Here is a 13,837-nt window from a genome sequence, read left to right on the forward strand (position 1 = left end):
CTCTCCCTGCGGCGCCCGCACGACCGCGAGTCCGTCGGCGAAGGCCGGTCGGAGTGCGGGGCGGGGGGAATGCGTCATTCGAGCGTCAACCTGAAGTGCCGCGCCGGCGAAGGATCCGCAGGCGGGCGTGAAGACCGGCGCGTCGCTGGTAAAATCCAGGCGACACACGGCTGTACGACAGGACTAGCACTGCATACCCGATCTCGCAACTAGCCCGATATTGGATGGTTTCCGCCGCGTTTCGGCTCGAATTCAGGGCGGGAAGGCGCAGTCTTGCCGGCCCGGCAGAGCCTTGCCGGCAAATTCATGGCAAACGGCAAATTAACCGCACCCTGCAACGCGCTCTTGGGACGTGGGGGCTTACCTATCGCTGCGGTGATCGGATGTATCGATCGAAGGGGTGTAGCATGGCTTTTCGCTGGACCGGCGGCAGTTCCGCACGGCAAGGACGCGGGGTGTTCGCGGTAATCGCCCTCATGGCCGGCTGGCTGACGAGCGTCCCCGCGTGGGCGGCGACCGTGCAGAGCGTGTCGATCAAGGGCGGCCAGATCGTCATCCGCTTCGACGAAGCGGTCGGCAATGCCGCCAGCCAAATTCTCACAGGGCCACAGCAGATCGCGGTCGACGTGTCGGGCCTGACGCCGGGGCGCGATTTCGCGGGGCGCGGGGTCGTGACCAGCGTGACGCAGATGCGACGCGGCACGGGCGCGCGGATCGTGTTCGATCTGGCCGCGCCGGCGATCGTCACCGATGGCGGGTTCGATTCCGAAGGTCGTGAGTTGACGCTGGCGTTGCGCAAGGTCGACGACACCCAGTTCGTGCAGGCGGGAATCGCCGGGCCTCTCAACTTCTTCCCGTTTACGTTCGGAACGAAGACGCGGCCGAAATACAAGGTGTCGGTTGCGGTGCCACCCAAGGCGCGGGGGATGAAACTGCCGCGCGTGCAGGGCGACGACACGCGCCCGCTGGTGGTGATCGATGCGGGCCATGGCGGTGTCGATCCGGGCGCGATCGGACCGAACGGACTGCGCGAGAAGGATGTGACGCTGAAGGTCGCGCGCGCCATTCGCGACGAATTGCTGGCATCAGGGCGCGTACGCGTGGCGCTGACGCGGGACGACGACCGGTATCTGGTTCTGCGCGAGCGCTACGGCGTGGCGCGGCGGTTGAGGGGCGATCTGTTCATCTCGATTCACTGCGACAGCACCGGGTCGGAATATGCGACCGGCGCGACTGCCTACACCTTGTCCGAAGTGGCGTCCGACAAGGAAGCCGCGCGGCTGGCGGCGCGCGAGAACAAGGCGGACGTGATCTCGGGCGTGAACCTGGGGGAGGCGCCCGCGGACGTGTCGTCGATCCTGATCGACCTGACGCAGCGCGAGACGATGAACGCCTCGGCAACGTTTGCACGGTTGCTCGGGCGCGAAGCCAAGCCGTTGATGCCGCTCAAGGCGAACTTCCACCGGATGGCGTCGTTGATGGTCTTGAAGGCGCCCGACATGCCGTCGATCCTCTTCGAGACGGGCTATATCTCCAACCCGCAGGACGCAGCGTTCCTCGACAGTGCCGATGGCCGGAACCGCATCGCGGAGAGCGTGACGCGCGCGGTCGAGGTGCATTTCGCGCGGCGGATGGCGGCGCGGTAGGTTCGGGGAGAGGGCAACCTCCTGCTCCTTGTTCTCCCGCGAAGGCGGGGGCCCAGACTGGGATCCCGCCTTCGCGGGAGAACACGCTAGCTGCAGTCGATACGGTTTCCTCCCGCCCCTCCGTCATGCCGGGCTCGTTCCGGCATCCACCGTTCCGCATCATCGAGAGAAGTGAGTTTGCGGAACCGTGGACCCCGGAACAGGTCCGGGGTGACGGAGGGGGGTGGTGGTTGCGCTCCAGAAGCTCACGCGGCATTCGGGAACCTGAATTTTCAGGACACACCAGATGACCGACGCGACGCGGGGCGTACCCGACACAGGCCCCGAGACGAGCATGCGCGAGCTTACTTTCCGCGGGATCGTGCTCGGCGGGATCATCACGCTGCTGTTCACCGCGGCGAACGTGTATCTCGGGCTTAAGATCGGACTGACGTTCGCGACCTCGATCCCGGCCGCGGTGATTTCGATGGCGGTGCTGCGGGCGTTCAAGGATTCGACGATCCTCGAGAACAACATTGTCCAGACGATCGCGTCCGCCGCCGGCACGCTGGCAGCGATCATCTTCGTGCTGCCGGGGCTGGTGATGATCGGCTGGTGGCAGGGCTTTCCGTTCTTCACCACCGCGGCGATCACGATGTTCGGCGGCGTGCTCGGCGTGCTGTTCTCGGTCCCGCTGCGCCGTGCGCTCGTCGTCGACACGGTGTTGCCGTACCCTGAGGGCCGCGCGGCCGCCGAGGTGTTGAAGGTCGGCGCTGGCAGTCGCGAGGGTGGCGAGGAGAGCGCGCGCGGGCTGGGCATTATCGTCGTCAACGCCGTCGTCTCGGCTGGGTTCGCGATCCTGACGCAGACCAAGCTGGTCGCCGCCGAAGCCGCGACGTGGTTTCGCGTCGGTGCAGGCGCGACCGGGATCTCGGGCGGACTGTCGTTCGCGTTGCTCGGCGCGGGGCACCTAGTCGGTATCTCGGTCGGCATGGCGATGTTCGCGGGCGTCATCATCGGCTGGTGGATCCTGCTACCGATCCTGACCTCTGGCGGCAGCGTCACTGGCACCGCGGAGGTCATCGCGACCACTGTGTTCCGCTCGGACGTCCGTTTCTTCGGCGCGGGCGTGATCGGCGTTGCGGCGATCTGGACATTGTTGAAGATCGCCGGGCCTGTCGTCGGGGGCGTGCGTTCGGCGCTCGCGGCCTCGGCGGCGAAGCGGAGCGGGGAAGTGCTGGCCCTGGAGGAGCGCGACATTCCGATCGGGATCGTCGGCATCGCGTCGCTCGCGATGCTGGTGCCGATCGGCATCCTGCTGTGGACCGTCTTGCAGGGTGGGCCGCTGGAGGCGTCGGCGATCGGCCTGATCGCGGGCAGCCTGCTGTTCATCCTCGTCATCGGCCTCGTGATCGCAGCGGTCTGCGGATACATGGCGGGGCTGATCGGCGCGTCGAACTCCCCTGTTTCGGGGATCGGCATCCTCGCCATCCTCGCGGCGTCGATCCTGCTGGTGTCGTGGTTCGGGCGTGCTGTGGAGCCGGGCACAACGCAGGCTCTGGTCGCGTACGGCTTGATCGTGACGGGCATCGTGTTCGGCATCGCGACGATCTCGAACGATAATCTGCAGGATCTGAAGACGGGCCAGCTGGTCGGCGCGACGCCGTGGAAGCAGCAGGTGGCGTTGCTGATTGGCGTTGTCTTCGGCTCGATCGTCGTGCCGCCGGTGCTCAATCTGCTCGGCAGCACGCTCGGGTTCGCTGGCGCGCCGGGGGCGGGGCCGAATGCGCTGGCGGCGCCTCAGGCGGCGTTGATCTCGGCGCTGGCGAAGGGCGTGCTGGGGGGCAATCTCAACTGGGCGATGATCGGCTATGGCGCGCTGACGGGCGTTTTCGTGATTCTGGCCGACGAGTTGCTGGGCAAGGCGGGGAAGTTGCGGTTGCCGCCTTTGGGCGTCGGGCTCGGCGTGTATCTGCCGATGTCGGTGACGTTGCCGGTGACGATCGGAGCTGTCGTCGGGTTTGCGTATGATCGGTGGGCGGATCGGTCTCGGGATCCAGAACTCGCCAAGCGGATGGGGGTGCTGACCGCGACCGGAATGATCGTTGGAGAGTCGCTGTGGGGCGTTGGCTTTGCGGGGATCGTGTACCTGACCAACAAGGAGACGCCGTTGGCGTTGGTTGGCGATGGATTTGCGAGCGTGGCGCTCGTTGGCGGGACGCTGCTGTTCGCGGTGCTGACCTGGGTGATGTACCGGCGGACGATGGCGGCTTCGCGGTAACGTCTGAGGATAGCGTGTTTCCCCGCGAAGGCGGGGATCCAGACTGGGCTCCCGCCTTCGCGGGAGAACATGATGGGGTCGGGACCTAGCCTTAGCTCACCACCCCGGCGGAGGCCGGGGCCCAATTGGGAAGGTGGTCGTAACGGAGCGCAGTTCGCCGTTATCTGCGTCCCCCAATTGGGCCCCGGCCTTCGCCGGGGTGGTATTCTGATGCGAGTAGGAAAATCTAACCCACCCCTCTCACTTCATCGCAGCAAGCATGTCCTTGATCGGCACGAACGCGAAGCCCACGGAACTGTCCGCGATTCCGTACGGCATGAAAATCGTGTCGCCGTGCTTCAACGCGCCGCAGCTGTAGACGACGTTGGGCACATACCCCTCGCGGTCCTGGTCCTTCGCGGCCAAAATCGGCTGCTTCGTCCGCCCGATCACCTTCGACGGATCGTCCTTGTCGAGCAGCACCGCGCCGATCGAGTATTTGCGCATCGCGCCGACGCCGTGGGTCAGCAGCAGCCAACCCTCGTCGAGCTCGATCGGCGGGCCGCAATTGCCGATCTGCACCAGCTCCCACGGATATTCGGGCGTCAGGATCTTCTCGCCGTCGTCCCAGTCGGTCAGCGTGTCGGACTTCAACAGGAACAGGTTCTCGCCGTCCTGCCGGCCGATCATCATATACTGGCCGTTCACCTTGCGCGGGAACAGCGCCATCCCCTTATTGCGCGCGGCGGGGCCGGTCATCGGCACGAGGTCGAACGCGCGGAAATCGCGGGTGCGCATCAGTTCGGACTGGATCACCGAGCCATTATAGGCGGTGTAGGTGCCGATCCACTCGTACTCGCCGTTCTCGTGCTGGAACCGGACGATGCGGAGATCCTCCAGACCCTTCGACTGCGCCTGCGTGATCGGGAAGATCACCGTGCCGCTCAGCGTGCTGTCGCGGTGGCGATAGACGGTGACGGGGCCCTCGGGCATCTCGTCCTCGCCGCTGCCGACAGCGTCGGTCGCGGTCGCGAACGGCGGTTCGGGCGCCAGCTTCATCTGGTTTTCGCAGGTGATGATGCCTTCGCGGAACGCCACCGACGAGATGTGACCCTCGCCGACCGCGCGCAGCGACATAAGAATCCGCATCGAGCCCGGCGGCATGCCCGACTGGTCGAAATGCGGCACGGCGCTGGGGTTCATGAGAGCAGCAGCGGCATAGCTGTATTCGTGACAGAAATACGCGCCGATCAGCTGGCGCTTCTCGTCGCCGATCTCCGCACCGTTCAGCCCGAGCATGTCCTCGATCTGGTCGTAACGCGTCATGAACACGCGCCGCGTCTGCCAGTGGCGCGCCTCGAAATCCTTCAGCACGACCTCAAGCTGCGCGCGCGCCTGTGCGGGCGACATTTCCAGCACTTCGCCGACCAGCCGCTCGGTGCGGCTCGGTGCGCCGCCATGACCGCCCCAGGCGATATGGAACGGCCGCACGACGACACGCGAAGGATCCGCGTGCAGCCGCAGCTGGTGGTTGAACAGATCCATCGTAGCAGTGCCCCGCGTCGTTCCACTCAGCGCACCGTCGCCTGCAAGGCTGTCGCTAGCGAACTAGGCGACGACGCGGGTCGCTCCTGCCACGCTTTGCGCTGCTTTTGATACCCCCGAAATGGCACAACTTGCCAGTTGCAGGGCCAAAATCGACTCCGCGCCCTGATTTCGGTTCAACCCGGTCGGCATCAGGCCGTCGTAACAGCCGCCATCGGCGACGCTGGCAAGCGGCAGATCGAGATCGTTCGCCCCCAGGAACCAGCCGTAAGCGCGCTGTGCTTCGTCGTGCCAGCGCATGTCGCCGGTCGCCTCGAACGCCGCCGCGCACGCATCGACGGTCGCCTGCGCCTCCAGGGGCTGCTGGTCGAACTGCAACGGATCGGCATAGGGCCGGTTGAAGCTCTCCGACCCGACCGCACGGAAGCGGCCCTCGGGCGAGGTCTGCTTGGCGACGATCCAGTCGAGCGTGGCGAGGCCGCAATCGATCAGGTCCTGCCGCCCGAGCGCCTGGCCGGCACGGATCAGCGCCTGAGGAAGGCGCGTATTGTCGTAGGCGAGCACGATCTCGAACCACTGCCACTCGGGACGCCGTGCTTTCGCAAGCAGGTCGAGATGGACTTTGGGGAAGGCCTCGAGGATCGACAGCGACAACTGGTGGCCCGGCTTGGCCTCCAGCATCGCCGCCGCACCGAGCATCGCGAACGCCTGCGCGCGCAAGCTGCCGAGTTCGAGCGCCATCGACGCGGTCGAATCGAACATCGCGGTCGCCCAGTCGCGGTGCTTGGCCGCCTGCGCATCGCGCGCGGTGACGCCCAGCGACCAGAGCGTGCGGCCGTTCGAATCTTCCGAGCCCGAATCCTCGCACCAGGTGCGATCGAAGTTCATGAAGTTGCGGAACCGGCGCGTGTCCGGATTCCAGGCATACTGCACGAACGACGCATAGATCGTCATCCACTTGTCGCGGGTGACGTCGTCGAGATCGGGCATCGCGCTCATCAGCATCAGCGCGCGGCAATTGTCGTCGATGCAGTATCCGTGGCGACGATCGGGGATTGAGAAGATCGAATGCTGGAGCATGCCGGTCGAATCGCTCATCCGCTCGACCGCGGCGAAATCAGGGATCAACGGCTTGAGCGGCGCCGGCACCTTGGCGAGGCGAAAAGGGCGCGCCGCCACGATCGCACGGATCTCCGCCATCATCGCCTCGGCGAGCTTCGGCCAGATCATCGTACGGCCACGCGCATAGGCACGCTCGGCCAGACGATTGCGATCGCGATCGTTCGACATCAGCGCATCGATCTCGCGCGCGAACGCGTCGACGTCGCCGAACGGCACGAGCACACCGTGGCCATCCGCGAGGATCTCGGTCGCGTGCACGTACGGCGTCGAGATGACGGGCTTGCCGACGCCGATCGCATAGCTGAGCGTGCCCGACGTGATCTGCGCGGGATTGGTGTAGGGCGTCACATAGACGTCCGCCGCCTGGAGATAGTCGAGCAGTTCGCCATGTTCGAGGAACGCATCGACGAACGCGATGTTGCCGGCGACGCCCTTCTCGGTGGCGAGCGCCTTCAGCTTGTCGCGATACTTCTCGCCTTCGTACGCGACCAGGTTCGGATGCGTCGCGCCAAGCACCACGTACAGCAGGTCGGGATGCTTCGCGATCACCGCGGGCAGCGCGTTAATGACCGTCTCGATCCCCTTGTTGGGGGCGAGCAGGCCGAACGTCAGCATGACCTTGCGGCCCTGCCAGCCGAACTTGTCCTTGAGCAGGGCGGGATCGAGCAAATCGCGATCGGGCACGCCGTGCGGGATCATGACGATCTGGCGCGAATTGGCGCCGTAGACGCGCTGGAGAATGTCGCGGCCTCGCTCGGCCATCACCACCACGCGGGCAGCGCGGCGGAGCAGGCCTTCGAGCACGCGACGCTCGTCGGCATTGGGCTTTTCGAGGATCGTGTGCAGCGTGACGATCACCGGCAGCGTGGTGCGATCGAGCAGCGCGAGGATGTGCTCGCCGGCGGGGCCGCCGAAGATGCCATATTCGTGCTGGAGCCAGATCGCCTGCGCACCGCTGGCCTCGATCTTACGCGCCGTATTGATGTATGCGGACAGCTCGTGTTCCGGGATCGTGCCGGTAACCTCGGGCGGGTAATCATATTTGCCCGGGTGATCGTCCATCGCGTAGACATCGACGGCGATCTCGGGAAAGCGCGCGCGCATGGCCGTGAAAACGTCGGTCGTGAAAGTGGCGAGCCCGCACTGCCTCGGCAAGAAGTTACCGATCAGCGCCAGTCGCGCGATATTCCCACCGTCCGCCGGTTTCACCATACCCTGTCCCTCGTTTGAGCGCGCACTTCTGGGAGAACCCGGTCGCGCATCCATTTGAACGGTTCAGGTAGCATAAAGTTTCATTACATACTGCAGTGCAGCACGGGAAAAATATCAATTTAAATCAATCTGATATTTCGGGTCCCTCATCCCGAGCCTTCATCCACGCCCGCGATAGGAGGCGACTCCCTGATCGGGCAGCCACAGATCCTGCGGCGGTGCGCTCGATTGCCAGAACACGTCGATCGGGATTCCGCCGCGCGGATACCAATACCCGCCGATCCGCAGCCACACCGGCTTCATCTCGTCGAACAGGCGCTCGCCGATGCCGACGGTGCAATCCTCGTGGAACCCGGCATGGTTGCGGAAGCTGCTCAGGAACAGCTTCAGCGACTTGGATTCGACGATCGTCTCGCCCGGCACATAGTCGATCACGAGGTGCGCGAAGTCGGGCTGGCCGGTCACCGGGCAGAGCGACGTGAACTCGGGCGCCGCGAACCGCACGAGATACGTCCGACCCGGCCGCGGGTTGGGAACGTAATCGAGCACGGCCTCTTCAGGAGAGGCGGGAAGGGCGCTGTTCTGGCCCAGATGCAATGGGTTGGCGGGTGCGGTCATAGTGCGCCATGTAGGACGCGATTCGGATGACGCAAAGTGGGTGATATGTCTCATCGTCATGCCGGGCTTGTTCCGGCATCCACCCGTCCGCGAGCTTCACGGCCCGCGAGCGTGCGGAACGGTGGCCCCCGGAACAAGTCCGGGGTGACGGAGAGGTTTGGGTAATGACGATAACGACACTCGTACCGATCCTCGGCGACCAGCTGACGATCGACCTTGCTTCGCTGCGCAACTGTGACCCGGCGACGACGATCGTGCTGATGATGGAGGTCGCCGAGGAGACGACCTACGTCCGCCACCACAAACGCAAGATCGCCTATATCCTGTCGGCGATGCGGCATCATGCGGAGGCGCTGCGCGAGGCCGGGTGGACGGTCGAATACACCGCGCTCGACGACCCCGACAACGTGGGCAGCTTCACCGGCGAGATCGCGCGCGCGGTCGAGCGACATGACCCCGAACGCATCGTCGTCATCGAGGGCGGCGAGTGGCGGGTGATGGCGATGCTCGAAAGCTGGGAGACGCTGTTCGGCGTCCCAGTCGAGATCCGCAGCGACGATCGCTTCCTCGCCAGCCATGCCGACTTCGAAACCTGGGCGGCGGAGCGGAAAACGCTGACGATGGAGTGGTTCTATCGCCAGATGCGGACGCGCACTGGCCTCCTGATGACCGACGGCAAGCCCGAGGGCGATCGCTGGAACTTCGACAAGGAAAACCGCAAGCCCGCCAAGAACGACCTGCTGATGCCGCGCCCGCTGGTGTTTAAGCCGGATGCGATCACGAAGGACGTGCTGGATATGGTGGCGGAGCGGTTCGCCGAGCATCCGGGCAGCCTCGACGGGTTCGAGTACGCCGTGACCGCGGAGGATGCCGAGCGGCAGGCGGTGAACTTCTTCCGCCACGCGCTGCCGCAGTTCGGCGACTACGAGGATGCGATGCTCACCGGCGAGCCGCATCTGTGGCACTCGATCCTGTCGCCCTACATCAATTCGGGGCTGCTCGATCCGCTCGATCTGTGCCGGCGCGCCGAGGCGGAATACCGCGCCGGCCGCGCGCCGCTGAACGCGGTCGAGGGCTATATCCGCCAGATCATCGGCTGGCGCGAATACATGCGCGGGATCTACTGGCGCGAGGGGCCGCAATATGTCGAGCGCAACTTCCTCGACCATCACCGCGAGCTGCCCGGCTGGTACTGGACCGGCGAGACCGACATGCACTGTCTGCGCGAGGCGATCGGCCAGACGCTGGAGACTGCGCACGCGCATCATATCCAGCGGCTGATGGTAACGGGCAATTTCGCGCTGCTGATCGGCGCGGACCCGGCCAAGGTGCATCAATGGTATCTGGAAGTGTATGTCGACGCGTACGAGTGGGTCGAGCTGCCCAATACGCTGGGCATGAGCCAGTTCGGCGATGGCGGACTGCTCGGGTCGAAGCCGTATATCTCGTCGGGCGCGTATATCGACCGGATGTCCGATTATTGCGGGTCGTGCCGCTACAAGGTGAAGCAACGGATCGGGCCGGATGCGTGCCCGTTCAACGCGCTGTACTGGGATTTCCTCGACCGGCACGAGGACAAGCTCGGCCGCAACAACCGACTGGCGATGCCGTATCGCAACTGGGCGAAACAGTCCGAGGCGGACCGCGAGGCGACGCGCGCGCAGGCGGCGGGGTTCCTCGCCTCCCTCGACGCGAGCGGCCCCGCTGGTTACTGACCTCACGAGCACAAGGAGCGGCATATGGACGCGTTGGTAAGCACCGAATGGCTGGCGAACGAACTGAGCGCGGGCGATCTGCGGATCGTCGATGCGACCTATGCCGAGGGTCGCGATGCGGCGGCGGAGTATGAGGCGGCGCACATCCCCGGCGCGGTGTTCATGAACCTCGCCGAACTGCGCGATACCGATAGCGACCTCCCCAACATGCTGCCCTCGGCGGAGAAATTCGCGAGCCGGATGCAGACGCTGGGCTTGGGCGATGGCAGCCGGATCGTGCTGTATGACAGCTCGCCTTGGCACACCTCGGCGCGGGCGTGGTGGATGCTCCGGCTGTTCGGCGCGCACAACGTGGCAATTCTCGATGGCGGGCTGGCCAAGTGGCAGGCCGAGGGGCGTGAGATCGCGACGGGGAAAGAGACGCCGCGGCATCGCCACTTCACGACCTGGGCGGACCTGAAGGGCGTGCGCGATCTCGACCAGATGAAGGCGAACGTCGAAAGCGGTGCGGAGCAGGTGCTCGACGCGCGGTCTGTGGCGCGCTTCACCGGCGCGGAAGAAGACCCGCGCCCGGGCACCGCACCGGGGCATATACCAGGCTCGAAGAATCTGCCGCAGGGCGCGGTGTTCAACACAGATGGCACGTGGAAGACCGGCGACGCGCTCAAGGCCGAGTTCGACAAGGCCGGCATCGATCTGTCGAAGCCGATCGTCATGACCTGCGGCTCGGGCATCACTGCATCGGTGCTGGCGTTCGGCGCGCATCTGCTCGGCAACGACGCAGCGCTGTACGACGGCAGCTGGTCAGAATGGGGCGGCGATCCCTCGACACCCAAGACGACGGGAACGGCATGAGCGACACGAACAAGCCGGTCGGCGACGCGACCAAGGTCGTCCTCGCCGGGCGTCGTCCGGAGTGGACGCAAGGCATCGTCAGCCCGCCGGTCTGGCGCGCCTCGACGATCCTCTACGATTCGGTCGGCCACCTCCGCGACAGCGCCACCCGCGATACGCATCACCGCTTGTTCTACGGGCGGAAGGGCACACCCACCCAGTGGAGCCTAGCCGACGCGCTGACCTCTCTCGAGCCTGGCGCGGAGGGGACGTTCCTGTATTGCTCGGGTGTAGCGGCGATTGCGGCGGCTCTGCTGTCGGTGCTGTCCCCCGGCGACGAACTGCTGCTGGTCGACAGCGCCTACGACCCGACGCGCGGCATGGCGGGCGGGCTGCTTAAGAGGTTCGGCATCACCACGCGCTATTACGACCCGATGATCGGCGCGGGCATCGCCGACCTGATCGGCGAGAACACGCGCGCGATCTTCATGGAGAGCCCCGGCTCGCTGAGCTTCGAGGTGCAGGACGTCCCCGCGATCGTCGCCGCCGCCAAGGCGAGGGGGGTGACCACCCTGCTCGACAACACCTGGGCCACCCCGCTGTTCTTCCCCGCGATCGAGCGCGGCGTCGACCTCTCGATCCTCGCCGGCACGAAGTACGTCGTCGGCCATTCGGACGTCATGCTCGGCTCGGTCACCGCGGCACCCGGCCATTTCAAGAAACTGCGCGAGACGAGTTTCCAGCTCGGCCAGGTCGCCAGCCCCGACGACTGCTGGCTCGGCAGCCGCGGCTTGCGCACGATGGCGGTTCGCCTCGCGCAGCACCAGTCGAGCGCGCTGACCATCGCCAAATGGCTCCAAAGCCGCCCGGAAGTCGACCAAGTGCTCCATCCGGCGCTCCCCGATTGCCCCGGTCACGACCTCTTCGTCCGCGACTTCAAGGGATCGAGCGGCCTCTTCTCGTTCGTCCTGAACGGCGGCGACGAAGCCTCACGCGTCGCGCTGATCGACGCGCTCCAGCTGTTCGGAATCGGCTATAGCTGGGGCGGTTTCGAAAGCCTCGCCATCCCCGCCGACCCGCAACGCCACCGCAGCGTCACCAAGCGCGATGCTGCCGGACCGATGGTCCGCCTCCAGATCGGCCTGGAAGACCCCGCCGACCTGATCGCCGATCTCGACGCGGGGCTGGACGCTTTTCGGAGGGTGCGCGGCTAACGGTTCGCCCGCAGTTTTCATCGCCGCGTCATCACCGCGATAGGGCTGCGTCACTACCCTATTGGCAGGCCAGCCGACGGGATTAGCGATGACGGAAACTCAAGGCGATCTGTTGGGCAGCCTCATTGTCCTGGTAAGTACGGGCCTGCTGCTCACCGTGGTGCACCGCGCCAGTTCGTCGCGGGACGCGCCGGAGGTCCGCTGGCTTGTCATACTGAGCGTCCTCCTGTCGGTCGCGGGCGTCGCCACCGTCATTCTGACGTGATCGCGCCGCCCCGCCGTCGCCCTCTCGGTGGTTGGAACGCGCTCTTGTCGCTGCACGTCGGATCTGTTCGGTGTGTCTGTTGCGCAACATGTGTGGCGTCAAACCCGGATTGTACGCAAGATTCGCTTGTGCGTCGCACCATGGACTGTCACACATTCGTCACCGCAGGAAAGACCGCACTCGGAGGCTGACGCCTCGATAGATGCGGCGTCCGCGGTTGCAGGCGGGGACATCGACTTTCCAGTATCGAAAGGGAAACGATGCGCTTCACCACTATTCTTCTCGGCGGCATCGCATTGGCTGCCGCTACCCCCGCGTTCGCTCAGGACGAGGCTACTGCGCCACCCAAGCCGATCACCGTCACCGGCTCGGTCGGGCTCGTCAGCGATTACCGCTTCCGTGGTGTGTCGCAGTCGGACGAGAACCTCGCCATCCAAGGCGGCATCACCATCGCGCACGAGAGCGGCCTATACATCGGCACCTGGGGGTCCAACCTCGCGGGCTGGGGCACGTTCGGCGGCGCCAACATGGAGCTCGATCTGATCGCGGGCTATAAGGTCCCGGTCGGCGGCGGTACGCTCGACGTCGGCGCGACCTGGTACATGTACCCGAGCGGCTTCGACAACACCGACTTCATCGAGCCTTATGCCAAGCTGTCGGGCACCGCAGGCCCCGTCGCGCTGACCGCCGGTGTCGCCTATGCGCCTAAGCAGCAGGCACTCGGGCCATGGTATTCGAACGGCGCGTCGGCGGCGGCGGGCGTCTATGACCGCGTGAACGCCAAGGATTCGAATCTGTACCTCTGGGGCGATGTCAGCAGCGGGATCCCCAACACCGGGCTGACCGTGAAGGCGCATGTCGGTTATTCGAACGGCAACAAGGGCCTCGGCCCGTTCGCGACCAGTGTGTCGCCGACCGGCGAATATTGGGACTGGCTGTTCGGCGCCGACTACGTGATCCCCAGCACCCCGCTGACGCTGGGCGTGGCGTATGTCGATACCGACATCACGAAGGGCGAATCGGCCTATCTCCAGCCTAGCTTCAGCCGCGGCCAGGACGGCAACGGCTCGATCGCCAACGGCAAGGTGCTGGTGTCGCTGACCGCAGCGTTCTGATCTAGCGCGGTCCTCGCGCTTCCTGCTTTCCCTCTCCTATCGGGAGAGGGAAAGCTGGCGACGGGTGAGGGCACCCCAGTATTGTTTCCCCGCGAAGGCGGGGATCCAGTCTCGGCTCCCGCCTTCGCGGGAGAACAAGGAAGCGGGTGCCGAGGCTGCCCGGTTCTCCGATCTCCGTTCTCCGATCCCCGTTCCCGAATCCCCGTTCCCGAATCCTTATTCCGTCACCCCAGCGAAAGCTGGGGTATCTCTCGAGGCGGGTGACGTTCGCCACACGGTGAGATCCCAGCTTTCGCTGGGATGACGGATTCA

10 protein-coding genes are annotated in these 13,837 nt (G+C 65.5%); 7 read left to right on the plus strand and 3 right to left on the minus strand.

Going from position 1 to position 13,837, the window contains the following annotated elements; all coding sequences use genetic code 11:
- The first annotated feature begins 407 nt into the window (after positions 1-407).
- Together SPHN_RS14790 and SPHN_RS14795 are read left to right on the plus strand one after the other, a co-directional pair.
- Positions 408-1,646 (plus strand): N-acetylmuramoyl-L-alanine amidase family protein, encoded by a 1,239-nt coding sequence (locus SPHN_RS14790; protein WP_248524482.1) that lies wholly within the window; start codon positions 408-410, stop codon positions 1,644-1,646.
- 286 nt (positions 1,647-1,932) lie between these two features.
- The gene (locus SPHN_RS14795) at positions 1,933-3,906 is read left to right on the plus strand and encodes an OPT family oligopeptide transporter (protein WP_248524483.1); all 1,974 of its coding nucleotides are present in this window, start codon (positions 1,933-1,935) and stop codon (positions 3,904-3,906) included.
- Positions 3,907-4,146: 240 nt separating this feature from the next.
- Here the strand turns inward: SPHN_RS14795 and SPHN_RS14800 are convergent, their stop codons facing one another.
- The 3 genes from SPHN_RS14800 to queF form a co-directional block, all read right to left on the minus strand.
- Complete coding sequence (locus SPHN_RS14800; RefSeq protein ID WP_248524484.1) at positions 4,147-5,430, minus strand: glycoside hydrolase family 130 protein; 1,284 nt, start codon at positions 5,428-5,430, stop codon at positions 4,147-4,149.
- A 63-nt stretch (positions 5,431-5,493) separates the two neighbouring features.
- Positions 5,494-7,764, minus strand: coding sequence for a glycosyltransferase family 4 protein (locus tag SPHN_RS14805; RefSeq protein ID WP_248524485.1), 2,271 nt, complete (start codon positions 7,762-7,764; stop codon positions 5,494-5,496).
- 159 nt (positions 7,765-7,923) lie between these two features.
- A complete protein-coding gene (queF, locus tag SPHN_RS14810) occupies positions 7,924-8,382 on the minus strand; it encodes a preQ(1) synthase (protein ID WP_133030263.1) in 459 nt (152 codons plus the stop codon).
- Positions 8,383-8,546: 164 nt separating this feature from the next.
- On the opposite strand from queF, the gene SPHN_RS14815 reads away from it, so the two are divergent.
- From SPHN_RS14815 to SPHN_RS14835, 5 genes are all read left to right on the plus strand, one after another.
- Positions 8,547-10,097: a cryptochrome/photolyase family protein gene (locus SPHN_RS14815; RefSeq protein WP_248524486.1), complete on the plus strand. Its 1,551-nt coding sequence runs from the start codon at positions 8,547-8,549 to the stop codon at positions 10,095-10,097.
- A gap of 24 nt (positions 10,098-10,121) precedes the next feature.
- Positions 10,122-10,952, plus strand: a complete 831-nt coding sequence (locus SPHN_RS14820; protein ID WP_248524487.1) for a sulfurtransferase — start codon at positions 10,122-10,124, stop codon at positions 10,950-10,952.
- Complete coding sequence (gene metC, locus SPHN_RS14825) at positions 10,949-12,145, plus strand: cystathionine beta-lyase (protein ID WP_248524488.1); 1,197 nt, start codon at positions 10,949-10,951, stop codon at positions 12,143-12,145. The genes SPHN_RS14820 and metC overlap by 4 nt, the downstream gene beginning before the upstream one ends.
- 88 nt (positions 12,146-12,233) lie before the next feature.
- The gene (locus SPHN_RS14830) at positions 12,234-12,410 is read left to right on the plus strand and encodes a hypothetical protein (protein ID WP_248524489.1); all 177 of its coding nucleotides are present in this window, start codon (positions 12,234-12,236) and stop codon (positions 12,408-12,410) included.
- A gap of 260 nt (positions 12,411-12,670) precedes the next feature.
- Positions 12,671-13,525 carry a TorF family putative porin gene (locus SPHN_RS14835; RefSeq protein WP_248524490.1) on the plus strand — a complete coding sequence of 285 codons (855 nt, stop codon included), beginning with the start codon at positions 12,671-12,673 and terminating at the stop codon, positions 13,523-13,525.
- The last annotated feature ends 312 nt before the right edge of the window (positions 13,526-13,837 follow it).

It is taken from the genome of Sphingomonas faeni (genome assembly GCF_023195535.1).
GTDB lineage: Bacteria > Pseudomonadota > Alphaproteobacteria > Sphingomonadales > Sphingomonadaceae > Sphingomonas > Sphingomonas faeni_B.

Coding starts and splice junctions, on each gene's coding strand:
- SPHN_RS14790 (WP_248524482.1), top strand. CDS start 408: ATGGCTTTTCGCTGGACCGGCGGCAGTTCCGCACGGCAAGGACGCGGG.
- SPHN_RS14795 (WP_248524483.1), top strand. CDS start 1,933: ATGACCGACGCGACGCGGGGCGTACCCGACACAGGCCCCGAGACGAGC.
- SPHN_RS14800 (WP_248524484.1), bottom strand. CDS start 5,430: ATGGATCTGTTCAACCACCAGCTGCGGCTGCACGCGGATCCTTCGCGT.
- SPHN_RS14805 (WP_248524485.1), bottom strand. CDS start 7,764: ATGGTGAAACCGGCGGACGGTGGGAATATCGCGCGACTGGCGCTGATC.
- queF (WP_133030263.1), bottom strand. CDS start 8,382: ATGACCGCACCCGCCAACCCATTGCATCTGGGCCAGAACAGCGCCCTT.
- SPHN_RS14815 (WP_248524486.1), top strand. CDS start 8,547: ATGACGATAACGACACTCGTACCGATCCTCGGCGACCAGCTGACGATC.
- SPHN_RS14820 (WP_248524487.1), top strand. CDS start 10,122: ATGGACGCGTTGGTAAGCACCGAATGGCTGGCGAACGAACTGAGCGCG.
- metC (WP_248524488.1), top strand. CDS start 10,949: ATGAGCGACACGAACAAGCCGGTCGGCGACGCGACCAAGGTCGTCCTC.
- SPHN_RS14830 (WP_248524489.1), top strand. CDS start 12,234: ATGACGGAAACTCAAGGCGATCTGTTGGGCAGCCTCATTGTCCTGGTA.
- SPHN_RS14835 (WP_248524490.1), top strand. CDS start 12,671: ATGCGCTTCACCACTATTCTTCTCGGCGGCATCGCATTGGCTGCCGCT.